Annotated in this window: 19 protein-coding genes; 14 read left to right on the top strand and 5 right to left on the bottom strand. The window is 71.1% G+C overall.

Annotation, left to right across the window (positions count from 1 at the left end; all coding sequences use genetic code 11):
• Positions 1–12: 12 nt before the first annotated feature.
• The 4 genes from A3G1_RS0106010 to A3G1_RS0105995 are packed head-to-tail and all read left to right on the top strand — an operon-like array spanning position 13 to position 3,738.
• The gene (locus A3G1_RS0106010; protein WP_018348566.1) at positions 13–1,890 is read left to right on the top strand and encodes a non-ribosomal peptide synthetase; all 1,878 of its coding nucleotides are present in this window, start codon (positions 13–15) and stop codon (positions 1,888–1,890) included.
• Positions 1,887–2,603, top strand: coding sequence for a thioesterase II family protein (locus A3G1_RS0106005; protein WP_018348565.1), 717 nt, complete (start codon positions 1,887–1,889; stop codon positions 2,601–2,603). The genes A3G1_RS0106010 and A3G1_RS0106005 overlap by 4 nt, the downstream gene beginning before the upstream one ends.
• A gap of 33 nt (positions 2,604–2,636) precedes the next feature.
• Positions 2,637–3,161: an ASCH domain-containing protein gene (locus A3G1_RS38205; protein WP_018348564.1), complete on the top strand. Its 525-nt coding sequence runs from the start codon at positions 2,637–2,639 to the stop codon at positions 3,159–3,161.
• Positions 3,162–3,165: 4 nt separating this feature from the next.
• Complete coding sequence (locus A3G1_RS0105995; protein WP_018348563.1) at positions 3,166–3,738, top strand: HhH-GPD-type base excision DNA repair protein; 573 nt, start codon at positions 3,166–3,168, stop codon at positions 3,736–3,738.
• 172 nt (positions 3,739–3,910) lie between these two features.
• On the opposite strand, the gene A3G1_RS0105990 is transcribed toward A3G1_RS0105995, so the two are convergent.
• Positions 3,911–4,507 carry an NUDIX domain-containing protein gene (locus tag A3G1_RS0105990; RefSeq protein WP_018348562.1) on the bottom strand — a complete coding sequence of 199 codons (597 nt, stop codon included), beginning with the start codon at positions 4,505–4,507 and terminating at the stop codon, positions 3,911–3,913.
• Positions 4,508–4,691: 184 nt separating this feature from the next.
• Between A3G1_RS0105990 and A3G1_RS0105985 the strand changes: the two genes are divergently transcribed.
• The 3 genes from A3G1_RS0105985 to A3G1_RS0105975 all read left to right on the top strand — a co-directional run bounded on the left by A3G1_RS0105985 (position 4,692) and on the right by A3G1_RS0105975 (position 7,130).
• Positions 4,692–5,027 carry a hypothetical protein gene (locus A3G1_RS0105985; RefSeq protein ID WP_157640938.1) on the top strand — a complete coding sequence of 112 codons (336 nt, stop codon included), beginning with the start codon at positions 4,692–4,694 and terminating at the stop codon, positions 5,025–5,027.
• A gap of 82 nt (positions 5,028–5,109) precedes the next feature.
• Complete coding sequence (locus tag A3G1_RS33380) at positions 5,110–6,354, top strand: MFS transporter (protein WP_018348560.1); 1,245 nt, start codon at positions 5,110–5,112, stop codon at positions 6,352–6,354.
• Positions 6,351–7,130, top strand: a complete 780-nt coding sequence (locus A3G1_RS0105975) for a methyltransferase domain-containing protein (RefSeq protein ID WP_018348559.1) — start codon at positions 6,351–6,353, stop codon at positions 7,128–7,130. The genes A3G1_RS33380 and A3G1_RS0105975 overlap by 4 nt, the downstream gene beginning before the upstream one ends.
• Before the next feature lie 24 nt (positions 7,131–7,154).
• Here A3G1_RS0105975 and A3G1_RS33375 read toward each other — a convergent pair whose 3' ends face one another.
• Entirely contained in the window at positions 7,155–10,022 is a 2,868-nt protein-coding gene (locus A3G1_RS33375; RefSeq protein WP_018348558.1) for an AfsR/SARP family transcriptional regulator, read from the bottom strand.
• A 399-nt stretch (positions 10,023–10,421) separates the two neighbouring features.
• On the opposite strand from A3G1_RS33375, the gene A3G1_RS0105965 reads away from it, so the two are divergent.
• Positions 10,422–10,829: a hypothetical protein gene (locus A3G1_RS0105965; protein ID WP_018348557.1), complete on the top strand. Its 408-nt coding sequence runs from the start codon at positions 10,422–10,424 to the stop codon at positions 10,827–10,829.
• 118 nt (positions 10,830–10,947) lie between these two features.
• Here the strand turns inward: A3G1_RS0105965 and A3G1_RS0105960 are convergent, their stop codons facing one another.
• The 3 genes from A3G1_RS0105960 to A3G1_RS0105950 all read right to left on the bottom strand — a co-directional run bounded on the left by A3G1_RS0105960 (position 10,948) and on the right by A3G1_RS0105950 (position 13,723).
• Entirely contained in the window at positions 10,948–11,475 is a 528-nt protein-coding gene (locus tag A3G1_RS0105960) for a cysteine dioxygenase family protein (RefSeq protein WP_018348556.1), read from the bottom strand.
• A 20-nt stretch (positions 11,476–11,495) separates the two neighbouring features.
• Positions 11,496–12,500, bottom strand: coding sequence for a YeiH family protein (locus A3G1_RS0105955; protein ID WP_051110461.1), 1,005 nt, complete (start codon positions 12,498–12,500; stop codon positions 11,496–11,498).
• A gap of 89 nt (positions 12,501–12,589) precedes the next feature.
• On the bottom strand, positions 12,590–13,723 hold the full coding sequence (locus A3G1_RS0105950; RefSeq protein ID WP_026211850.1) for a WD40/YVTN/BNR-like repeat-containing protein: 1,134 nt from the start codon (positions 13,721–13,723) through the stop codon (positions 12,590–12,592).
• A gap of 274 nt (positions 13,724–13,997) precedes the next feature.
• On the opposite strand from A3G1_RS0105950, the gene A3G1_RS38200 reads away from it, so the two are divergent.
• From A3G1_RS38200 to A3G1_RS0105920, 6 genes are all read left to right on the top strand, one after another.
• Positions 13,998–15,323 (top strand): serine hydrolase domain-containing protein, encoded by a 1,326-nt coding sequence (locus A3G1_RS38200; RefSeq protein WP_169437543.1) that lies wholly within the window; start codon positions 13,998–14,000, stop codon positions 15,321–15,323.
• A gap of 125 nt (positions 15,324–15,448) precedes the next feature.
• Complete coding sequence (locus A3G1_RS0105940; protein WP_018348553.1) at positions 15,449–15,901, top strand: hypothetical protein; 453 nt, start codon at positions 15,449–15,451, stop codon at positions 15,899–15,901.
• Positions 15,901–17,286 carry a hypothetical protein gene (locus A3G1_RS0105935; protein ID WP_211216228.1) on the top strand — a complete coding sequence of 462 codons (1,386 nt, stop codon included), beginning with the start codon at positions 15,901–15,903 and terminating at the stop codon, positions 17,284–17,286. The genes A3G1_RS0105940 and A3G1_RS0105935 overlap by 1 nt, the downstream gene beginning before the upstream one ends.
• Complete coding sequence (locus tag A3G1_RS0105930) at positions 17,283–18,716, top strand: vWA domain-containing protein (RefSeq protein ID WP_018348551.1); 1,434 nt, start codon at positions 17,283–17,285, stop codon at positions 18,714–18,716. The genes A3G1_RS0105935 and A3G1_RS0105930 overlap by 4 nt, the downstream gene beginning before the upstream one ends.
• 39 nt (positions 18,717–18,755) lie before the next feature.
• The gene (locus A3G1_RS0105925) at positions 18,756–19,868 is read left to right on the top strand and encodes an ATP-binding protein (protein WP_018348550.1); all 1,113 of its coding nucleotides are present in this window, start codon (positions 18,756–18,758) and stop codon (positions 19,866–19,868) included.
• Positions 19,865–22,678: a DUF5682 family protein gene (locus A3G1_RS0105920; RefSeq protein ID WP_018348549.1), complete on the top strand. Its 2,814-nt coding sequence runs from the start codon at positions 19,865–19,867 to the stop codon at positions 22,676–22,678. The genes A3G1_RS0105925 and A3G1_RS0105920 overlap by 4 nt, the downstream gene beginning before the upstream one ends.
• Positions 22,679–22,747: the final 69 nt, after the last annotated feature.

The following is a 22,747-nucleotide window of genomic DNA, read 5'->3' as shown; positions in this document are numbered from 1 at the left end:
CGGAGTCGACGCATGCCGCCGGAGATCACGGACACGACGGGCACGCTCCTGTTCGGCCAGCCGTTGCCCAGTACCGGCCAGCGGCCGGTGCACGAGCAGGTGGCAGCTATCGCCCAGGCGGCACCGGACCAGATCGCCCTGCACGCTGACGGGACCGGCGTCACCTACGCCGGGCTGCACGACCAGGCCAGCCGGATCGCTGCCCGGCTCGCCGCTGCCGGAGCGGGCCCGGGCAGCCGGGTCGGCGTGCTGGCGGGGCCATGTGCCGGCATGGTCCCGGCGGTGCTCGGCGTCCTCCAGGCCGGCGCGGCCTACGTACCTGTGGACCCGGCCCAGCCCGCCGAGCGGATCGCCCGGCTGCTCGGCGGCGCGGGGCTGAGCGCGGTACTGACCGCCGGGCCCGCCGAGGCCCCCGCCGGCCTCAGCGTGCCCGTGCTGCGCGCCGAGGATCCGTTCCCTGGCCGGCCCACCAGTAGCGTGCAAGTGAGCCCGTCGGACGCCGCGTACCTCATCCACACCTCCGGCAGCACCGGAGAGCCGAAGGCTGTCCTGGTCGGGCACGGGCAGCTCACCGCCTCCACCCAGGCCCGCCAGCTCGTGTACCCGGGACAGGCCGTCTTCCTGCTCGTCTCGCCGCTGGCCTTCGACTCCTCCGTCGCAGGCCTGTGGGGCACGCTCACGACCGGCGGGCGGCTGGTCGTGGCCAGCGCGGACGAGGTACGTGACCCGGCCCGGCTCGCGGATCTCATCGCCGCCCAGCAGGTGACCCGGCTGCTGTGCATCCCCTCGCTCTACAGTGTCCTGCTGGACGCGGCCGAGCGCGCCGGCCTCGGAGTACTCGGCTCGCTGGACACCGTGATCGTCGCCGGAGAACCGTTGCCGCAGGCCCTGGCCGACCGGCACTTCGCGCTGCGGCCCGGTACCGTCCTGGTCAACGAGTACGGGCCGACCGAGGCGACCGTCTGGGCCAGCTACCAGCGGTTCGAGCACGCGGCCCCGGTCACCGTCGGCGCGCCGGTGCCCGGCGTGAACCTGTATGTACTTGGCGAGGACCTCCAGCCGGTACCGCGCGGGACGGCCGGAGAGCTGTTCATCGGCGGGGCCGGGGTGTCCTGCGGGTACGCCGGGGACCCAGAGGCCACCAGCCGAGCGTTCCTCTCCGATCCTTTCGCCCCCGGACCGGCACACCGGATGTACCGCAGCGGCGACCTGGTGCGCTGCACCCCCGAGGGCACCCTGGAGTTCCTCGGCCGCCGCGACCAGCAGGTGAAGATCCGGGGGCACCGGATCGAGCTGGGCGCCGTCGAGGCGGCACTGCGCACAGTGCCCGGGGTCGAGGACGCGGTGGTCCTGGCCAACCCCGGCCTGACCCAGCTCACCGCGTTCGTCGTCGGCAGGCCGGAGCTGACGGCCGCCGACGTCCGGGACGCGGCTGCCCGGATGCTGCCGGAGGTCTCGGTACCCCGTCAGGTGCGGATCCTCGGCGCTTTCCCGCTCACCACCAACGGCAAGGCCGACCGGCTCCAGCTCGCGGCACTCGCGGAAACGCCAGCGGGGGAGCCTGCTGCCGGGCAGGTCACCGGCACGGACCTGACCGCCAAGGTCACCGCCGCCTGGGCGGAAGTACTCAAGACGACCGACATCCCGGCCGAGGTCAACTTCTTCGACCTCGGTGGACACTCGCTCACCATGTTCCAGCTCCAGGACGCGCTGGAGAAGCACACCGGCATCCGGCCGCCGGTCGTCGCGCTCTTCCAGCACACCACGGTCGCGGCGCAGGCGGCGATGCTCAGCGACGTTACCCAGGAGTCCGACCTGAGCCGCCGCAACCGCCGGATCGCCGCCCGCAGGGCCCGGGCAGGCCAGAGCGACCAGGGGAACCCGGCATGACGGCCGACGTGTGGCTCCGGGCATTCGGTACCCCACCGGCACGGCCACGTCACCGGCTGATCTGCTTCCCGCACGCCGGCGGCTCAGCCTCGTTCTTCCAGGACTGGGCCAGCCTGATGCCGGAGGCCGACGTCCGGGCCGTGCGGTACCCGGGCCGCGCCGAGCGGATCGCCGAACCACTGCCCGCCGACCTGAGATGGCTCGCCACGCAGATCGCCGAAGCGCTGCATACCCTGCCCCGCGACTGCCCGCTGGTGCTGTTCGGGCACAGCATGGGCGCCCTGGTCGCGCTGGAGACAGCCCGGTCACTGGAAGCCGGCGGCTCCGGCGCGGCCCACCTGTACGCCTCCGGCAGCCGCGACTGCCCCGGCCCGCCACCCGACCTGGGCGAGTACGTGGAAGCGGACTCCGAGGCTGCGGCCGCCGCGCTGATCCGGCTCGGCGGCACGGAACCCGGCCTGGCCTCCGACCCGTTCTTCCTGCAACTGGTCCTGCCGTACGTCCACAGTGACTGCCGCATGCTCCGCGCCTACACCGCCGCACCAGAACCGGTGCTGCGATGCCCGATCACGACCATCGTCGGCGACGCTGACAAGGAGGCCGACCTGCGCCCGTGGCGCACACTGACAGCCGGAACCTTCACCGAGCTCACCGTCCCCGGCGACCACTTCTACCTCATCACCGAACCACCCCACACCCTGCTCCGCCCGTGAGAGCTCTAAGCTCACGCGGGATTGGAGGTACCGGTGAATCGTCTGAACGAGGCCCAGCTGTCATTCTGGCAGGCCTACCTGGAGACTCTCCCGCCGGAAAGCCAGCCGGCCGACCCTGTCGTTGAAGCATCCTTCGCTGGCTCGCGGGAGTCGGCTGACGAGCTGCTCGACCTGTACCTGACAGGCCGGAAGACCGCAGGCAGCAGCATCAAGGAAGACTTCGACGCCGCAGGTGACCCGTTGCCACAGGCCGGGAACTTCTGGATTCTGCTGAACAGCCAAGGCGAGCCGGGATGCCTCCTGAGGACCGAGAAGACAGCGGTACACAAGTTCTATGACGTACCGCCGGAAGTCGCCCTGGCCGAAGGCGAAGGAGACCTGTCGCTGGACCATTGGCGGCGAGTGCATCAAGCGGCCTATGAGCCGCATCTCGCGGAGTGGGGGCTGGCCTCGATCGCGGATGCGACGGTCGTGACGGAGTACTTCACGCTGTTGTTCAAACAGCCAGTCGAACTGGCTCGTACCGGCCAAGAGGCCCCCGGCCACGTGGCATGCTGAGCAGGTGGCGAGACTGTGGCTGGCTCAGGACGAAGCAGCGGACGAACTCTTGGACCGAGACGCCCTGGCTCTGCTGACAGGCATGCTCCTCGATCAGCAGATCCCTCTGGAGAAGGCGTTCAAGGGGCCGCACGTCCTGGCGGAGCGGCTCGGAGTCGAGCGGCTCGACGCGGCTGCGGTCGCCGAGCATGATCCGGAGGCGTTCGCAGCGCTGTTCTCGGCCGTACCAGCGATCCACCGGTTCCCGGGTTCGATGGCCGAGCGCACGCAGAAGCTGGCGCGGGCGATCGTTGACGACTACGACGGAGACGCCGCCCGGGTGTGGACCGAGGCGGCGGACGCCAAGGACCTCCTCAAGCGTGTGGAAGCGCTGCCAGGCTTCGGTAAGCAGAAGGCACAGATCTTCGTGGCGCTGCTCGGCAAGCAGTTCTCGGTGCGCCCGCGCGGCTGGCGGGAGGCCGCCGGAGCCTACGGCGAGGACGGGTCGAGCCGTTCGGTCGCCGACATCGTCGACGCCGCCAGCCTGGCCAAGGTGCGGGCGTTCAAGAAAGAGATGAAAGCCGCCGCCAAGAAGTAAGAGGTCCTAACTCAATGGCGGTGGTGCTATGGCGAGTTCCAGGAGGCGAGCGGCAAGCAGATCTCAGAGCCGGATACCGGTGTTGTATCCGGCTCTGAGATCTGCGCAGTCCGGTCGTCTTCTGGGGCCGCCAGAGCGCCGCCAGTCATTGAGTTAGGACCTCTAAGTGGACCTAGCGCGTGTTCGTGCCTGTCATCTTGCGGACGAAGCGGTGCATGCAGGGGTCGAGACGCGTGATCGGCGTATCCAGGATCTGGCCGGGGGACAGCCATCGCATGGCGGTGAACTCGTCAGGGTCGTAGTACGTGACGGCGGCGCGGCTGGCGTGGACGATGTGCCACAGCGACACGTCCGTGTGCGTGCCGATGCCCCGGGTCGCGGTGACCGAGACGAATACGGGCGCTGTGCCGTGCTCTGCGGAGGGCACGGCGGACGTGCGGAGTTCTTCGTGGCATTCGCGGGTCACTGTTTCCCAGGGGGTCTCGCCGGGTTCGACGTGTCCGCCGTTGGGCAGCAGGAGGCCCGCGCTGCGGTGTTCACCGAGCAGCATGAGGCCGGTCGCCGGATCGATGACCTGGAAGTAGGAGACCAGGTGGATGGGCGGGGTCGCTGGTTTCGCCGTCCGGTACAGTTCCGCGCCCGAGGCGATCCACTCCAGGGCCTGCCGGCGGTGGGCTGCTTCGGTGCCGTCCGAGGGCACGATCGAGGCGACGAGGGACGCGACCGGGGAAGGGACGAGAGCGGCGGCTGCCGGCTGTTGCTGATCCACCCCGGAATCCTCGGCCGGCGAGCGGGAACCCGCAACACGACCCGCTTCGATCTGCGGCCGACAGGCGGCCGGCCTGCGGTGTTTGCGCTGGTCAGATCGTTGGTGCCGAGTTTCCCGATGAGGCCGTCCGGCTGCGTTCCAGGCGCTACTGTCAGGCAGCTGACAGACGAGCCCGGGGGTTGGCATGACGGCACGAGAGGTCGATCCGGCAGCACTTCCGGCGAGCTTTGCCGAGATGCGAGCCGTGCTCGCGGAGATCGGATGGCGGGAACGGCTGACCCACGCCAGGGACGGCGGCTGGTTCACCGTCTTCCTCGACGGCTATGGCGACGTTCCCGGCCGGACGGTTCGCGGAGTGTGGCACGGGCCGGAGGGCGACCCTGGAGCGATGCGGTTCTGGGGTATGGCGCCAGTGGACGGACCGTCGAAAGGCCTTGCCCCGGTTGACGACCTGCACGTCGTGGTCGACTGTGCCCGCAACTACCCCGAGCCGGTACCCATGGGCGACAGCGAGTCCTGAGCTGGCCTTCTTGCGCGGGTAGCTGCGTTCGGCAAGCATGGTGGCTTCCGTTGCCGCCGGGTAGGAAGCGCAGGCCGAATTCGTGACGAACACGCCCACCGCCGTCGTCCACTCCGAGCGGACAGGACTCGGCCGGGACTTCCAGCGGTACTGGCAGGCCTACGCGGTGAGCACGGCGGGCTCGGCGCTCGCCGCTGGCGTGCTGCCCATGATCGCGATCTTCGCGCTGGACGCGAGTGTGCTGCAGGTGTCGTTGCTGGCCGCCGTCGGATCGGTCACGGCGGCGATCCTCGCGCTTCCGCTGGGCGTGTACATCGACCGGGCTGACAAGCGCAGTGTGCTGATCCGTACCGACCTCGTGCAGTTCGCCGTCGTCGCCAGTATTCCGCTGGCCGCGGCCTTCGGGGTACTGACGTTTCTTCACCTGTGCCTGGTGGCGGTCGTGCAGACCACGTGCGCCATCGCGGCCAGCTCCGCGGCTTTCGCCTTCGTGAAGCAGACCGTCGAACCCGCGTCGCGTACCCTGGCCACCTCCAGGACCGACACGGTCATGTGGACCACGCAGACGCTCGGCCCGCCTGCTGGTGGCGCGCTCGTCGGCGTGCTCGGCACAGCGGCCACCCTGATCGCCGATGCCGTCAGTTATCTCGTCTCGGCACTCATCCTGCGCGGTGTCCGGCCCGTGCCGCCGCCATCCGGCACGTCACGAGAGGCCCGCTGGTCGTGGCGTGAGCTGTTCGCCGGATGGGAGCTGCTGCTGCGGGAGCCCGCGCTGCGTGCGCTGTACGTGAACGCGATGGTGTTCGGCGGTGCCATCACGTGGAGCATGCCGCTGATCGCGATCCTCCTGCTGGGTCAGTCCGGTGCGTCAGCGTTGCAGTACGGGATAGCTCTGGGTGTGGCGGGTCTGGGCGGCCTCATCGGCGCCTGGCTCTCCCCGAAGGTCACCGCCCGGCTCGGTGACCGCAACGCCCTGCTGGTCTCCGGGCTGGCCCGGACGCCCTGGCTGCTGGTCCTGCCGTTCGCCGGAAGCGGCTGGACGGGCGTGGCGGTGATCTCCGGTGCCCAGTTCTGCCTGCTGATGACGGCGGGCATCTTCAACCCCGTGTTCTCCGCCCGGCGGATGAGCCTCACGCCGGACCATCTCGTGGCCCGGGTCAGCGCGTCGTGGTCTGTCACGGCCAGGCTCGTCCAGCCGCTGTTCATCACGGCCGGCGGGCTGCTCGCCACCGCGCTGACCGTCCGGGGTTCACTGGTGGCCGCCGGGGTGCTGTGTGCCGCCAGCGCCGCGTTCCTGCCCTGGCGCAGGCCGGAGTCAAGCAGATGACAGCCGGATTCGCGGGCGGCGAGGAGCGGTGGCGGGCGCGTCTCGGGACCCTGCGGCAGGTGGTGAGGCAGGAGGTCGTGGCGCGTCAGGTCGCTTTCCACGTACCGGACCTCCCGCCGCGACGGGTTCTGGACGCCGGGTGCGGGCAGGGTACGCAGGCTCTCGCGCTGGCCCGCCGCGGGCATCTCGTCACCGGCCTGGACACCTCGGCCCAGCTGCTCGGTGACTTCAGAGCCGCAGTGGAACGGGAGCCGCAGGAGGTCGCCGGGCGGGTACGGCTGATACGGGGCGAGGCGGAAGCAGCCGCCGAGCTGTCCGGGCCGGGGAGCTTCGACGTGGTGCTGTGTCACGGCGTCCTGATGTACCTCCCGGACCCCGGCCGGCTGCTCGATACCCTCGCGCGGGTCGTGGCCCCGGCCGGGATCGTGTCGCTGCTCGTCCGCAACGGTGACGCCCTGGCGATGCGGCCCGGCCTGCTCGGCGACTGGGGTGCTGCCCGCGAGGCGTTCGACGGCGTCACGTACCGGAACCGGATCGGCGTCGACGCCGGCGCCGACCGGCTGGCCGGCCTGACGGCGGAGCTGGCCCGCAGGCAGCTGTCACTGGCGCAGTGGTACGGCGTGCGGGTCTTCACCGACGCCGCCGGAAACGACGCGCCGCTCCCGGACCAGGCGACGCTGGAGGCCATTGTGGACTGTGAGGAACGCGCCGGCCGCACTGATCCGTACCGGCACGTCGCAGCCCTGCTCCACCTCGTCGCCACCCGAGCTGGCTAACCAGCTAACCGGTTGCCTGGGCCCCTAGGGCCTGCCCGGGCTGAGCTCGCTCAGGAGCCGCTGCATGCCGGCGGCGGGTTGCGGCAGGCCGAGACTGGTGTAGAGGCCGAGGGCGAGGTGGGCGTGGTGACGGGCCCCGTCGTGGTCGCCCAGGCTGGCGCTGGTCTGCGCGAGGTGCTCGTGCGCGAGCGCCTGCTCGGGCCGGTAGCCGGCCTCCTCGGCGATCGCGAGGCCCCCGGCGTAGGCGGCACGGGCCGCCGCGTGGTCGCCCGTGCTGGTCGCGACCTCGCCGAGGCCGACGAGCGCGTCGGCCTCGCCGCGGCGGTTGCCGAGTTCACGGCTGAGGCTGAGGGCCTGGTTGTGGTACTCGATGGCCTGGTGGGTGTTGCCCCATTTGCAGTGAGCCAGTCCGAGGTTCTGGAGCGCGGCCATCTCGCTGTGCCGGTTACCCATGACCCGGAACAGGGCCAGGGCCTGCTCGGTGTAGTCCACGGCCAGGGCGAAGTCGCGCTGTTCGGTGTGGATGACGGCGAGGCTGCCGAGGCTGGCGGCCTCGCCGGGATGGTAGCCAGCCGCGCGCGCCAGCTTCAGGGCATGCTCGTGGTGTTCGAGGGCTGCGGCGTTGTCGCGCTGACGGCGGAAGACGTTGCCGAGGCCGCCATGCGCCCTGGCCTGTCCCGGGCCGTCGCCGAGCACTTCGAACTGGCCGATGGCCTGGCGGTAGTACCCGGCTGCCTGCTCGTACTGGCCCTGCCGGTAGACGGCCCAGCCGAGTTCGACCAGCGCGAGAGCCTCGCCGGCCTGGTCGCCGGCGACGCGCGCGGCGTGCAGCGCCTCGCCGTGCAGGAGGGCGGCCTCGGCGTGATGACCGTGCCGGTCGAGGTACTGGCGCAGCGTGGTGGCGAGGCGGATCGCGTGGGCTGGCCAGCCGTTGCGGGCGGCGTGGCTGCCTGCGGCGACGAGGCTGGCGAGCTCGGCGCTGAGCCAGTCCCCGGCCTCCTCAGCATCAGCGAAGCCCGCCGGTCCGTCAGCCGTGGCTGGCCCGGGGCCACCCGGGACGACCAGGCCGATAGCGGCAGCGGCGGTGTCCCGATAGTGATCGAGGAGCCGGGTGAGGGCTGCCGCGCGCTCCGGCTCGGGTTCCCCGGCGGCGAGCGTCGTGCGGGCGTACTCACGCAGCAGGTCGTGGAAGGTGTAACGGCCCAGCCTGGCGCGCTGGAGCAGGTGGGCGGCGGTGAGGCCCTCCAGCAGCGTCTCAGCCTCGTCCTGGTCGACGCCGGCCAGCGCGGCGGCCGACGTGGTCTCGAAGTCCGTACCCGGATGCTGGCCGAGCAGGCGGAACATCCGGCCATGCCCCGGCGGCAGCTGGGCGAGGCTGAGGGCGAAGGCCGCGCTGACATCGCGGTCGTCGAGCGACAGCACCCGCAGGCGCTTCCGCTCGGCGCCGAGCTGCCGGGCGAGGCGGGCCACAGATCCCCGCCCGTCACCGGCCAGCGCGGCCGCGATCCGGATCGCCAGCGGCAGGTATCCGCACAGCCTGACCACCTCGGCCACCGCGTCCGGCTCGCTCAGCACATGCGGCCCGGCCGCCTTCACGAACAGGTCGTACGCGTCGCCCGGCGGCAGGACCCCCAAGGTCAGATGCGCCGCACCGTCCACAGTGGGCAGCCGGCGCCTGCTCGTGATCAGGACCAGAGCCCCAGGTGTACCGGGCAGCAGCGGCCGCACCTGCTGCGCGCTCGCCGCGTTGTCCAGCACGATCACGGCACGGCGCCCCGCGATCGTGTCCCGCCACAGCCCCGAGCGCTCGTCGGTGTCGAACGGGATGCGCTCGGCCGGCAGCCCGGCGGCGCGCAGCAGCGTGCCGAGCGCTGCGCCCGGGTCCAGCTGGGCCCGCCCCGGGGTGAAGCCGTGCAGGTCGACGAAGTACTGGCCGTCCGGGAACTGCGCCGACAGCTCGTGCGCGACGTGCAGCGCGGTGGCCGTCTTGCCAGCCCCAGCCATGCCGTCGATCGCGGAGATGACCACGGCCGTAGCCGTTCCGCCCGCCAGCCCGAGCAGCTGCCGGATCTCGGCCGCCCGCCCCGTGAAGTCCGGTACCGCGAACGGCAGCAACCTCGGCCCCTGAACCTGAACGGCCGGGGCTGGTACCGGGGCGCTCACCGGGAGGTCAAGCGCCGGGTCACCGCGCAGGATCGCGGTGTGCAGGTCCGCCAGCGAGCGCGCCGGGTCGACGCCGAGCTCGCCAGCCAGCTGCCTGCGGGCGTCCTCGTACCGCTGCAGGGCCTCGGCCATCCGCCCGGACCGGTAGAGGGCGAGCATGAGCTGGGCGAGGAAACGTTCGCGCCAGGGGTGGTCAGCGCACAGCGCCGTCAGTTCCGGCAGCACCTCGCGGTGGCGGCCAGCGGCGAGCTCCCGTTCGAGGCATTCCTCAAGGGCCGCGAGCCGTTCGGCGGCCAGCCCAGCCTGGATCCGCTCGATCAGCGGCGAAGGCTTGACGCCGGCCAGCGGCTCGCCGCGCCACAGCGCCAGCCCCTCCCGGAACGGGGCCGGATCATCGCCAGCCAGCCCGCGGGCCACAGCCGCGCGGAACAGGCACACGTCCACCTGCTCGGCCGGGACATCCAGGACGTAACCGGCATCGTGAAAGCCGATCCCTGCTCCGGCCGGCCGGAGCACGGTCCGGAGCCGCGACACGTAGGACTGGAGGATCTGCGGGGCGCGGGGCGGCGGCTCGGTGTCCCACAGCCCCTCGATGAGCCGGGACGGCGGGATGGGCTGGCCGGGTTCCAGGGCGAGCTGTGCGAGCACTGTGCGCTGCATCGCCGGGCCGAGCGCCAGAGACGTGCCGGGCTGCCCGGCGCGCACCGGCCCGAGTACCGCGATGAGCACTGCGGCTTCCTTCCTGCGACGTGTCCCGCCCCCCGATCGGACATGAGGAATCTACTGGCCAGCCCAGGTCCGGCCTAGCGGGCGCAGGTCAATGCGGCGACTGTCACGTGTGGCCGCCGCGCCCCGGGTCATGTCCGCACATCACTGGACCAAACCCTCGTAGCGGACACTCTTCCGCCGCCTGGCTCGTTGAATTGTTGAGTAAACAAGCGGGTAAACAATTAGGCGAGTTTAGCTATGGCGTATTGCACATCGGCGGCAGAGGTCCTGAGTGGACAGTCTCTTAAGGATTGCTTTAGGCTTCGAACCGCGCCGCTGATGGCCCGCTGCCCGCCAGTCTGGCTGGGTCGCTGTCGCCATGTCGTGCGCTCATTCCCGAAATCTTTCCAGGAGTATCTCTTGCTGAGCATCAAGCGTGTTTCCGCCGTGGCCGTTCTCGCCGCCGCCACCGGCCTGTCCGCCTTCACGGGTGGCGCGGCCCAGGCCGCCACCCCGGAGTGCGTCTCGTCCTTCACACCCACCAACGGTGGCATCAACCCGGAGTACGTCGCCTACGTCGGCACCGTGACCTGCCGGAACGCGCACCACGGCCTCACCGTGAACGTCCGGGCCTGGGACGCGTCGAAGACCGGCAACCTGGTCGACGTCTCCGAGACCGTCTCCTACGGCCGCACGGTCTCCGTGACCCTGCGCTACGCCCCGGCCACCCCGAACTGGGGTTTCACGGTCGACGGCACCTACCGCACATCGATCAACCCGACTTCGGCGATCGTGGCCGTCGCGCCGGCTTACGGCCCCGGTTTCTAAAGTAATCCCGCTCGTAACGCCGTATTCGCAAGACGTTAGTCGATCGTATTAATCGACGAACCGGAGTCACGCGCCGGCAATAACCACCGGCGCGTGGCCCGGCCTTTCGCGTACCCATTTATGGCGTGGCGATCGGCAGGTGGTCGTAGAGGCGGCGGATGCTGCTGCCGAGCGCGCCGATGTCGGCGCCGTAGATGTGCACGGAGATGGCCAGCTCCTCGAGCGGGTTCCGCACGGCGTGGATGTCGCCGGGCGGGCTGAGGAAGGTCGTGGTCCCGCGCGGTGCGACGGTCACGGCCGTCGGCACGAGGAAACCCTCCTCCACGTGGTACGTGGTCTCCTCCTCCACGCCGCGATAGGTTCCCACGACACACCACGACACATGATCGTGTACCGGGGTCCGCTGCCCCGGCAGCCACACCACCGCGACGATCGAGAACGTGCCGTTTGGCTCGACGTGCACGACGTGCTGGCGGTACCCGGCCTCGGCCGGCTCGCACTGCTCCGCCGTCAGCAGGTCGTCGTGCCAGAGGTGCCCGGCGAGCGCCCGCGCGACGGCCGGGCCGGGATGCCGGGTACCGGACAGCGCGGCGCGGACCTCCGTGATCAGCTGGGTCGCCCGGGGGGTGATGAGCTGGGTGAGCATGACACGGCTCCCTTCTCTTCTCAGGTCAGCAGGCTGGCCCCGGCGTACGCCAGGCCGGCGATGAGCAGGGTGGACAGCAGCCCGAGCACGGCGACCGGCAGCCCGGAGCGCAGCAGGGCGCGGAACCGCACCGCGGTACCGAGAGCGAACATGGCGGCCGCGAGCAGCAGCCCGTCGACGAACAGCGCCCCGTCGAGCACCCCGCGCGGCAGCACGCCGGTACTCCGGACAGCGGCGAAAGCCAGGAACCCGGCCACGAACAGCGGCACGACCGGCGGCTTGGTCCCGCCGGCCACGGTGGCCTTCCGGCGCTCGGCCATGCTGACCAGCGCCAGCAGCGGGGCGAGCAGCACGACCCGGCTGAGCTTCACCGCGACCGCGATGGCCATCGCCCCGCTCACGGGCGCGGCGGCCGCGACGACCTGGGCGACCTCGTGCACGCTCCCGCCGGCCCAGATCCCGTATCCGGCGGTGCTCAGCCCCGAGTAGGGGAAGAGCGCCGGCAACGCGAGCATCAGCACCGTCCCGCACAGCGTCACCAGGCCGAGCCCCTTGGCGACGTCCTCCTCGGACTGCTCTCGGACCCCGTTCATCGCGACGAGCGCCGAGGCCCCGCAGATCGAGAAGCCGGCGGCGATCAGCAGAGTCATGCCCTCGCCGACGCCGAGCACCTTGCCGAGCCACCGCGTGCCGAGGAACGTGACGGCGACGATGACGACGATCAGCCCGAGGACGGCTGGCCCGAGCGCCAGTACCTCACCGGCGGCGAGTTTGAGCCCGAGCAGGGCGACGCCGATCCGCAGCAGCCGCCGGCCCGCCACGCGCAGCCCCTCGGCGTGACTCGGCCGGATCAGCCCGGCGTTGGCGGCGATGGCACCGAGGAGCACGGCGCCGGTCAGCGTGCCGATCGCGGGCACGAACGAACTGACGACGACAGCGAGCGCGACTCCGCAGGCGGCCACGGCGAGGCCGGGTACGAGCCGCTGCGCGGCCCGGAGCGGGGGAGCGAGGCTGTCGATCGTCATGATCCCAGCCTGGAACCACACCGTCACCAGCAGTAGACACAGCTTGCCTTCAGGGTGATAAGCGGTGCTTATATCCCCAGCTCAGGCACTTATCCAGTGAACGGTGTCCATTGCACTCCATCGGCGGACCTGTAGCGGGCCCCTGTCTTGCCGGCCCCGCTCATCGGTTCGTCTCCCCAGGCCCTGGCGAAGTTCACCGGCAGGCCGGAGGCCGCGGTGGTGAGAGCCGTGCCGTCCTTGGTGACGGTCAGAGCCTCGCCGGAGGTCGTGATGACGGCGAGCCCGCCGTCCGCGGTGGCCAGCGGCGAGATCCAGTCCTTCCCTGGTGGGAGGGCCAGTTCCTGCCACGTCTTGCCGTCGTCAGCCGTGCGCCAGACCCGGCGGTCCTTGAACGCGCTGACGTAGATGTGCCTGCCGTCCCGGACGCTGATCTGCGGCTTCCGGGCGCCGTCCGGCCCCGTCAGGTACTGCCAGCTGCGGCCCTGGTCGCGGGTGTAGAGGGCCACGGCACCGTTGTCGTAGCTGCCGCCGTACCAGAAGGTGCCGTCAGCGGACCGGCTGAAGATCCCGTCCGACGTCCCGGTGACCTGCGGTGGCGGATTCTGCAGCTTGGACAGCTGGCCGTCGACGCTGAGCACGATCCCGCCGGCGTGCTCCAGCGTGGCCCCGTCCGGAATCCTCGCCACGGCCGGGAACTGCTCGGGCGCGGTCTCCCTGATGGTCCAGGTCCGGCCTGCGTCGTCGGTCGCCCACGACTTGCCAAGGCCGGAGTAGGCCATGGCCACACGCGTACCTCGCGCGGTGATGGTCAGGTGGGTGCTGTCGGGCACGAAGTCCTTGGGGCCGCCGGAGTAGGTGCCGGGGATCGGGAACCAGGTCCAGGTCGCGCCCTGGTCCGAACTCACGCCGAGGGTGATCTCGCACGTGTCCTGCGGGCCTTCGGGCTTGCACGTCGCACCCGGGGAATAGAGGTGCGTGCTGTCGCCAGCGATCAGGCGCGAGCCAGTCCCGCGCTGCGCCGTGCCGGCTGGCAGCGGTGTGCTGACCTGCTTGCTGACCTTGGCAGTTTTTGCGGGCTCCCGGCCTTTGCTGTCGCTGAGGGTCAGCCAGGTCACCATGCCTGCGGTCAGGACGAGCGCGGCTCCGACTCCGATCGCCGGGACGAGCCAGCGCCTCGTGCGGCGTGGTGGTGCGCTGATGCCCTCGATCGTGTCCCCGTTCACGCCCCGCTGCCCCTTTAGTGCGATCTGTTTGCCCAGCTCAATGGCCGTTGCAGGGTAACGGACCATGATCGGGACCGCCAGCCGGCTTCTGCCCAGCCGCCTAGGATGCTCAAGGCGCTGCGACGCCCACCACGCCGTGCGGCTCCAGGTCACAGCTCAATATCAGCTGGTACCGGACGGAGACCGTGCACGCCGAGGTCAGGGGGAGCCTGCTGGCCGGTACACGGTGCGAAGTGGGGTGGCGGGGCACCCAGCCGGCGGGAAGGATCGCGCCATGACTCCTCCCGGAACCTCCTCAGTGGACGAACAACTCGGAGAGCTGATCGCGGAGCACGCGCATCCCGAGGTGCCCGCAGGATCGGCCGCGGTGGTGCACGACGGGCAGATCCATGCGCTGACCTGGGGTTGCGAGCCCGGGACGCTGTTCCAGGCCGCCTCGATCAGCAAACCGGTCGCCGCTGTCACCGCGCTCGCGCTCGCCGCGCGTGGCGACCTCGACATCGAAGCCGACGTCAACACGCTGCTCACGTCCTGGCAGCTGCCGATGCCGGATGGCCGGCCGGCCGTGGTCACCGTCCGCGACATCCTCTGCCACGGGGCTGCGCTGACCACCCCAGGATTTCCTGGTTACCCGGCGGGGCAAGCGCTTCCTTCGCTCGTGGAGATCCTCGACGGCACGCCGCCCGCGAACACGCCAGCCGTGAGGCTGCGCGGAATCCCTGGCCTGGCCTACTCCTACTCCGGCGGGGGATACACCCTCCTTGAGCTGCTGCTGCGGGACGTGACCGGGGCCGAGCTGCCGGAGCTGGCCGCCGAGCTGGTGCTGGGGCCTGCCGGGATGACCACGGCCCAGTACGGGCAGCCGGAGCCTGGCCAGGCCGCGCCCGCCCGGTCGATGGGCCGTCCCGTGCCTGGCGGCTGGCATGTCTACCCGGAGCGGGCCGCTGCTGGCCTGTGGTGCACTCCGGTCGACCTCGTACGGTTCGCGGTCGCTGTCCAGGCTTCCGTCGCTGGTACGGCTGGCGGGCTGCTGCCGGCGGATCTGGCTGCCGAGATGCTGTCCGAGCGGCTGCCGGGGTCAGGGCTCGGGTGGGCGCTGCGCGGGGAGGGGGACGGCGCGCGGTTCAGCCACGCCGGATCGAACGAGGGGTACACGTGCAAGGTCGCGGCACCGCTGGCCGGCGGCCGGGCCGTTGCCGTGATGACGGCCAGCAGCGAGGGCCGGTCCGTCATCGACCCTGTCCTGCGTGGACTCCAGGTGCTCGGCGGCTGGGCGGACCCGGCCGAACCGGAACCGGCGCCAGCGCCCAGTCCCGCCGCCGGCCCGCCGGAGCCCCGGACGCTGGACGAGCTGGCCGCCCGCTACGAGGGCCGGTACTCCGACGCCGGCGGGCGGGTCTTCACCATCGGGGTCCTCGGCTGGAACTGGTGGCTCGAAGTACCCGGCCACGCCCGGCTGCCGCTCACCCCGCGCAGCTACACCCGGGCGGTCTCGGACCTGGTCGGCGCAGAGGTCGAGTTCACTGTGGACGATGCCGGGCAGGCGACGGAACTGGTGTTCTCGCAGCTGGGTACGCGTATCGAGGCCAAGCGGATCTAGGGGTTTCCAGTTTTGTCGGGGGGTGCCGGTAAGTTCATGCACACCTCGCCAGTCGGTGCAGGTGACCCCTTTGTGCGCTAGGAGTGTGTGCGTTGCCGGCGTGGGAGACAACAAGTGCGGCGCGGGTGCTGGAGCCTGCCCGGCCGCGCAAGCTCGCCAAGGTCCCGTTCGTGGAGCTGGCCGACGGGCGCGTGCAGGGCGTGGTGTCCAGCGGTTCGGACATCGCCAGGGTGTACGTGTCCTCGGTCGCGGCGGGAAGCTTCGCGGTCTCGTGCAGCACCAACAACAACCGGCCGTGTGGCGGTGGCGGGCACTGCAAGCACATCTCCGGCATGATCCAGGAGGCCGTCCTCCAGTATGGGCAGGAGCGTGTCGCGCGTTACCTGCGGCTGGAGGTGCCCAGCGGGAGCAGCGTCATGCAGGAGCTGTACAAGGTCCGCACGCCCGCGTCCGACCGGGCAGCCGCCGCCTCGGTGTTCAGCAGGTTCCTCCGGCATCTGGCCTATCTGGAGCTGTCGGCTGGTACGGCTCCGCTGCCGGAGATGCAGTGGTTCCCGCCGGTCAGGGCGGTGGCCTGATGCGCGCCGATCTGCTCGCTGACCCGGTTGACGGGCTGGATGAGGCACTGGCCGCCGTCGCCGCGTTCGACGGGGTGCTGGCCGGTGGCCTGCTCCGGCCGCAGGCCGCTCACGTAGCGGGCCTCAGTGCGCTCGCCGATGCGGTCGCCGGGTCCCCGCTGGCCGCCAGGGTCGCTGAGGCCGCAGCCAAGTCCGCTGCCGGAGCTGCTGGCGAGGAGCATTTCCTCGCTCTGGCCGCGGCGCGGATCGCGCTGCTCGGCTCCGTCCACGATGCTCTGACGGTTCGTCTCGACGAGGCGACCGGCCGGGTCCGGGCTGACGCTCCCGTACTGGCTCCCGCCGAGCCGCACGCGGCCAACCTGCTCGCCGCCGCCAGGGCCTGGCTGTCGGACCTGGCGCGGGCCGGCTGGCAGGGCATCGATCACGATCTCGTGTCCGGTGCGGCCCAGGTCGTCTCGGCGATGCTGCCGGATCTGGGGCTGCGGCGGCTGGCGGTGCTGCTGGACGGGTTCGCGGCAGAGCTGGGCGCGTCCTGCCCGGGTGCGGCGCTGGAGCGGATTCCGCTGCGCCGCTGGGCGGATCTGTGGTCGCGGGCGATGCTGCTGACCCAGCCGGGTGCCGCTGGGTTTCCCGCATCCGGCACGGCGACGGGCCGGCTGCTGCCGCTCGGCGTCGAGCTGAACGAGCATGCGACCGCCGTCCACGCCCAGGTGCACGCGGTGTTCGAGCCCGCTGACGGCAGCGGCGCGCGTCTCGTCCGGGCCGGTGCCGCTGTGCCGAAGCCGGACACTGTGGTCGGAGCCGGGGTGTGGCAGCTGCTCCGCCCGCACCTGTCGCTGCTGGGTGCCGTGAGCGAGGGCCGGGCGATGGAGCTGACCGGCATGCCGATCACGGCCGAGGGCGACCTGGTCTGGAACGACGGGCATGCCCGGCTGGGTGAGCCGGCCGAGCCGTTCGCGACCGCCCGCGTGGCGCTGCCTGTCGCGTCGGCCGCCGCCACCGCCCCGCTCGACCGGCATCCGGTGCGGATCGCCGAGCCGGTGTTCCTGGAGGGGTACACGATCAGCACGGGCGAAGCCCTCACGTTCACCATCGCCGGGTTCCCGATACGGGTCGACACCAGCCGTGTCCCGGAGGCCGGGCCGCTGACTCCCGAGGCCGTCGCCGCGTCGAGTGCCTGCATCGGGCTCGTGCGGTGGGACGACGGCGAGTTCACGGTGCAGCCGCTGGCGGTGGAGACGATGGTGAAGAAGAAGGTCACCGCGATCCACGCGGGCGCCTGGGCCGGTGGCACGGCCGACAAGCAGGGCGTCAAGGCGGAGAAGGCCGCCACCGAGGCTGTCGCGGTGCTCCGCGAGCGTGCCGGAAGGCTGCTGCGGAAATGACGGAGCCGATCACCGACACCCTTCCCGACCCCGACGAGAACCGCCGTCAGGTGCTCTACTGGCGGCTCGTCGCCCGGCTCTTCGACACCGAGGAGCAGGCGGCGCTGGAGTCGGGCAGCCTGGCGATCGTCGAGGACATCGGCCTGCCGCCAGCCTTGCTCGATCCTCAGTCCTCAGTGGACGCCATCGTCCAGCGCAATCCGGAGCTGGCCGCGGAGTTCGAGGGCCTGATGGTCCCGGAGGACTCCGGCGCCAGCGCAGACGGGGATGCTGGCGGGGAGCGGGACCGTGCCGCCGAGGTCCGCCGCGCGGCGCTGGTGTCCAAGCTCCTGCTGAACGTGTTCTGCACCGGCTCCGGCAACGTGTCGGCCGGGCAGCTCGCCCAGTGGCAGGCCGACGCCGGCTGGCTGGAGCGGGCGTTCGGCTGCCCGCCCGGCGGGCTGCGTGGCGGCGGAGGTTCCCGTCCAGGTGGCCAGGGGGCGAGCCCGTCCGGGACGGGCGGCTCCGGCCGGACCCCGGATCTCGGCCGCCTGATCCCGGAGATCGGCCCGGAGCTGGGTGCGATCGAGGCCGACCTGGTCAAGCGGATGCGGCTGCGGGAGGTCCTCGCCGACCCGGCGCTCGCGGCGCGGCTCACGCCCAGCATGTCGCTGATCGAGCAGCTCCTGCGGGACAAGAACAACCTGTCGGGTGTGGCGCTGGCCAACGCGAAGTCACTGATCCGCCGGTTCGTGGACGAGATCGCCGAGGTGCTGCGCACGCAGGTGGAGAAGGCCTCGGCCGGGGTGATCGACCGGTCGGTCCCGCCGAAGCGCGTGTTCCGCAACCTCGACCTTGAGCGCACGATCTGGAAGAACCTGACGAACTGGAGCCCGGAGGACGAGCGCCTGTACGTCGACCGGCTCTTCTACCGGCAGACCGCCCGCAAGACGACGCCCTCGCGGCTGATCGTCGTGGTCGACCAGTCGGGCTCGATGGTGGACTCGATGGTCAACTGCACGATCCTCGCTTCGATCTTCGCCGGGCTGCCCAAGGTGGACGTCCACCTCGTCGCGTACGACACGCAGGCCGTCGACCTCACGCCGTGGGTCAGTGACCCGTTCGAGACGCTGCTGCGCACGAATCTGGGCGGCGGCACGGACGGGCGGGTCGCGATGGCCCTGGCCCAGCCGAAGATCGCCGAGCCGCGTAACACCGTCGTGGTCTGGATCTCCGACTTCTACGAGTGGCGGGGCGAGGAGCTGTTCGCCAGCATGACGGCCGTGCACCGCTCCGGCGCGAAGTTCATCCCGGTCGGCTCGGTGACCAGTTCCGGGCGGGGCAGCGTGAATCCGTGGTTCCGCGAGCGGTTCAAGGACATGGGCACGCCGGTGCTCTCCGGCCACATCCGCAAGCTCGTGCACGAGCTCAAGTCGTTCCTCACCATCTGACTTCTCTCTTTTCCTCTTCCTGCCTAGAAGGGCACTGCTATGTCCGACCTGTTGCGCGCCCCCGCCGAGCTCAAGTACGCAGAGGAGCTCGACTGGCTGGAGTCCGTCGACGACGGGCCGAAGCCGTTCTCGTGGCGGCTGTCGCCGAAGATGGTCCGGCTGTTCGTCCTCGGTTCCGAGCGGGCCGACGGCCTCGACCGGGAGATCTCGCAGAAGTGGTTCGGTGACCGCAGTTTCGTCGAGCGGTCGATCGTCACGCTGGCCTCCGACCGGGGCCTGCTGCTGATCGGCGACCCCGGTACGGGGAAGAGCTGGCTGGCCGAGCTGCTGGCCGCGGCGATCAGCCGCAACTCGACGCTCGTGGTGCAGGGCACGGCCGGCACCACCGAGGACCACATCAAGTACTCGTGGAACGTGTCGATGGTCATCGCCAAGGGCCAGTCCCGCGAGTCGATGATCCCGTCGCCGATCATGACGGCGATGGAGGGCGGCGCGATCGGCCGGTTCGAGGAGCTGACCCGGTCGACCAGCGACGTGCAGGACGCGCTGATCTCGATCCTGTCGGAGAAGTACATCTCCGTGCCGGAGCTGGAGAGCGACAACATCGTCTTCGCCAAGCCCGGTTTCTCGATCATCGCGACCGCCAACAGCCGGGACCGGGGCGTCAACGACCTTTCTTCGGCCCTCAAGCGCCGGTTCAACTTCGTGCGCATCCCGGTCGTGACGAACAAGAAGAGCGAGGCGGAGATCGTCCGCTTCCGCACAGAAGAACTGCTGCGCCGCCACCAGATCGAGCTGGACGTGCCGCCGACCCTGCTCGACGTGCTGCTCCAGAGCTTCGCCGACCTGCGAGCCTCCGCTGCCGCGGCCGGCAGCGACGACGAGAAGCTGGAGTCGGCGCTGTCCACAGCGGAGCAGATCGGTGTCCTGGAGGACGCGATCCTGCACAGCAACTTCTTCGGTGAGCGCGCACTGAACGCCGGCACGCTCGCCTCCTCCCTGGTCGGCTCGCTGGCCCGGCGCGCCCCGGAGGACCTGGCGATCCTCAACAAGTACCTGCACGGCGTCGTCGAGCCGCGCAGCAAGGACGAGGGCGGTGCCTGGCCGGAGTTCCTGGAGGGTGGCCGCGACGCGATTGCGACCCTCTCGTGAGCGCGGCTCCCGACGTGAACGGCGGCGCGTTCGGCGCGCTGCGCGGCCAGCTGAGCGAGGCGGCCGCAGCCTTCGCCGGCGGCGCTGACGCCCTTGAGGACATCCTGCTCGGCATCGTGGACGACGTCGACCGCGCCGTCCGCGAGCCGCTGGAGATCTTCCCGGTCTGCCACCACTCGCCGGCCTCGGCGATCGCGATGGCCCGCCGCCTCCGCGAGAAGCAGCCGAAGGTCGTGTATCTGGAGCTGTGCGAGGATCTGGCCCCGCTGCTGCCGGAGCTGCGCAACTGCCGCCTGCCGGTGGCCGTGCAGTCCTTCGCGACCGAAGTGGACGGTTTCCCCGCCGAGTGGTCCCCGCTGTCGGTCGTCGCACCGATCACGGAGGCCTCGGCCGAGTACCAGGCCATCGCGTACGCGCTCGACACGCCCGGTGTCGAGCTGGTGCTCGTCGACCGGTCCTCCGACCACGTGTACCAGTGGGAGCCGCGCTCCGAGCCGCCGCCCGCCGACCCGGACGCCCCGGCGGCCGAGGAGGAGGCTGCCCTGCACGGCGATGCGGTCGGCGTGGAGATCGGTGACCTGCGGCCCCGGTTCGCCGAGCTGGAGGAGCACCTGCTCCGGCACGGCCGGGTGCGGCACTGGTCGGAGTGGTGGCACCAGTATGTGGAGCTGCCGCTCGGCGACGCGGACCACGACACGTACCGGCAGGTCATGCTGCTGATCGGCAGCCTGTTCCGGCGGCTGGCCCCCGGCGACGCCCGCCGGGTGACCGTCGACGAGGACCGCGAGCGTTACATGTGGACGCGGATGCGCGAGCACCTGGCCGCGACCGGGGCTGACCCGGCCGAATGCCTGTACGTGTGCGGCGCGTTCCACGCCTCCAGCCGGGTCGAGGAGTTCGGGGTCGCGGGCAGCGGCACGTTCGAGATCAGCCAGCGGACGGCGACGGAGTGGCAGTACGGGCTGATCCCGTCCAGTCACGCGTCGATCGAGGCGCAGTTCGGGCTGGCGGCCGGCTCCGTGTCGATCGCCGCCACCACATGGGCGAAGAACCTCAGCCGCACCGGGGTGCAGCCCTTCGTCCTCACTGGACAGTCCGGGGCGAAGAAGAAACCGGCAAAGAAGGCGGCTGCCCGTGCTGTTCCGGCGGCCACGCCGGACGCGCCGGCCGGCGACCAGCTGTCCGGGTTCCTGCAACGGCCGCCGGTCATCGACGGGCTGGACGAGGCGGAGCTGCTGGGCTGGTCGGTGGAGATCGTGCGGGCTGCCCGGCGCAACGGGTACCTGGCGTCGACGGCGGACGCGATCGCGGTGTTCGAGACGTCGATCCTGCTCGCGGGCATGCGGGACCGGGCGCGGCCCACGCCGTACGACTTCGCCGACGCCGCCGTCACCTGCATCGAGAAGGAGTCGGTGCCGGGCCGCCGGGACGTGCGCCGCCTCGTCGAGATCATGATGGGCGGGGACCGGATCGGCCAGGTCGGCTACGACGCCCTGCCGCCACTGGCCCGCGACGTCCACGACCGGCTCGCCCCGCTCGGCCTCAAGCTGGACCAGCGCGGGGTACGGCGGGCACTGCTCGACATCGCGTCCCAGCCCGAGCTGGAACGCTGCTCGGACGTGCTGTGGATGCTGCGGTACCTGATGCCGGCCGGCGCCGCCCGCCCGATCATGGGGGAGCGCTCGCTCGGCGAACGCCCGATCCAGGAGTCGTGGGACCTGGCACTCGGCACCCACCAGCGCGCACTCATCGAGCTGGGCTACGAGGGCGTCAGCATCGAGCAGGTCCTCGAACAGCGGCTGCGGCGGACGGCGTACAAGCCGGACGCCGACACGGCCACCGTCCTCCAGGCCGTCGAGGACGCCACGTTGTACCTGCGCAGCCGCCGCCTCGCCGACGAGCTGGGTACCAGGGCGCTCGAGGTGCTGGCTGCCGAGCGGAGTGTGGACGGGGCACCAGAGGTGCTCCGCCGCATCCGCCGCCTGCTCGGGTACTACCGGACAGCCGAGCCCGTGCTGCCCGCGTGGATCGAGTCGTTCGTCAAGGCCGGGTACGCGCACTACTGCACCCTGCTGCCGACCGCGTTCACGAACGAGGACGCGACCGTGCGGCAGGTGGCGGCCATGCTCGGCTTCCTGTTCAGCATGGAGAGCCTGGCCCTGTCACTGGGCTGCGACCGGACCCAGCTCGAGCTGGCCGTCGCCCAGTCACACCCGGAGGAACCAGCCAGGGTGGCCCTGTTGTGGGCGGCACAGGTGCAGCTCGGCACGATCACCCGGGCCGAGCTGCGCGCCAGGTGCGACGAGCTGCTCGGCAACCCGCTGGTGCTCCCGGCGTACCCGAAGTACCTGAGCGGGTTCGTGCAGGCACTGGAGCCGGTCCCGGGGCTGACGGACTTCGTGGTGGAGGCGGTGTCCAACGCCTTCGCCCGGCTGCCGGACCCCGTCCTGCTCCCGTGGCTGCCCACGCTGATCAGCACGCTCCGGTCGAGCGGCTCGGAGTTCGCCCCGCTGCTGATCCGCGAGGCTGGCCGGGTCTTCCCCGGCAGGCTCGGCGCGCTCGACACGTGGACCCCGCCGTGGCGCGCACCGGAACAGCCGGTGGCGTTCCCGGTCGCCCGCCCGGGTACCCCGAACGGGCTCGCGCTTCTGGCTGCCCATCCAGACACCTGCGACGCGCTTGCGGCCCTGCTCGGCTGCGAGGGTGGCTGGGCGGAGCCGGGCTCCGGCACTGGCTCCGGCGGCGCTGAGCTGGCCAGCCGCTACCCGGCCACGGCCGAAGCCCTGGAGGCGCTGCTGGCCACCGGCTGAACACCACGGAAGACGCACCACGGAAAACGCACCATGCAGCACAACTGAACCTGGCCGGTGCGCCCCTGA

This window comes from Longispora albida DSM 44784, assembly GCF_000379825.1.
Lineage (GTDB): Bacteria > Actinomycetota > Actinomycetes > Mycobacteriales > Micromonosporaceae > Longispora > Longispora albida.
The sequence above is the reverse complement of the archived record's forward strand: the minus strand, read 5'-3'. Positions and strand labels throughout refer to the sequence as shown.

Excerpts from the sequence above, each read along its gene's own strand:
- A3G1_RS0106010 (WP_018348566.1), top strand. The coding sequence starts at position 13 with ATGCCGCCGGAGATCACGGACACGACGGGCACGCTCCTGTTCGGCCAG.
- A3G1_RS0106005 (WP_018348565.1), top strand. The coding sequence starts at position 1,887 with ATGACGGCCGACGTGTGGCTCCGGGCATTCGGTACCCCACCGGCACGG.
- A3G1_RS0105985 (WP_157640938.1), top strand. The coding sequence starts at position 4,692 with ATGACGGCACGAGAGGTCGATCCGGCAGCACTTCCGGCGAGCTTTGCC.
- A3G1_RS0105975 (WP_018348559.1), top strand. The coding sequence starts at position 6,351 with ATGACAGCCGGATTCGCGGGCGGCGAGGAGCGGTGGCGGGCGCGTCTC.
- A3G1_RS0105960 (WP_018348556.1), bottom strand. The coding sequence starts at position 11,475 with ATGCTCACCCAGCTCATCACCCCCCGGGCGACCCAGCTGATCACGGAG.
- A3G1_RS0105955 (WP_051110461.1), bottom strand. The coding sequence starts at position 12,500 with ATGACGATCGACAGCCTCGCTCCCCCGCTCCGGGCCGCGCAGCGGCTC.
- A3G1_RS38200 (WP_169437543.1), top strand. The coding sequence starts at position 13,998 with ATGACTCCTCCCGGAACCTCCTCAGTGGACGAACAACTCGGAGAGCTG.
- A3G1_RS0105935 (WP_211216228.1), top strand. The coding sequence starts at position 15,901 with ATGCGCGCCGATCTGCTCGCTGACCCGGTTGACGGGCTGGATGAGGCA.
- A3G1_RS0105930 (WP_018348551.1), top strand. The coding sequence starts at position 17,283 with ATGACGGAGCCGATCACCGACACCCTTCCCGACCCCGACGAGAACCGC.
- A3G1_RS0105925 (WP_018348550.1), top strand. The coding sequence starts at position 18,756 with ATGTCCGACCTGTTGCGCGCCCCCGCCGAGCTCAAGTACGCAGAGGAG.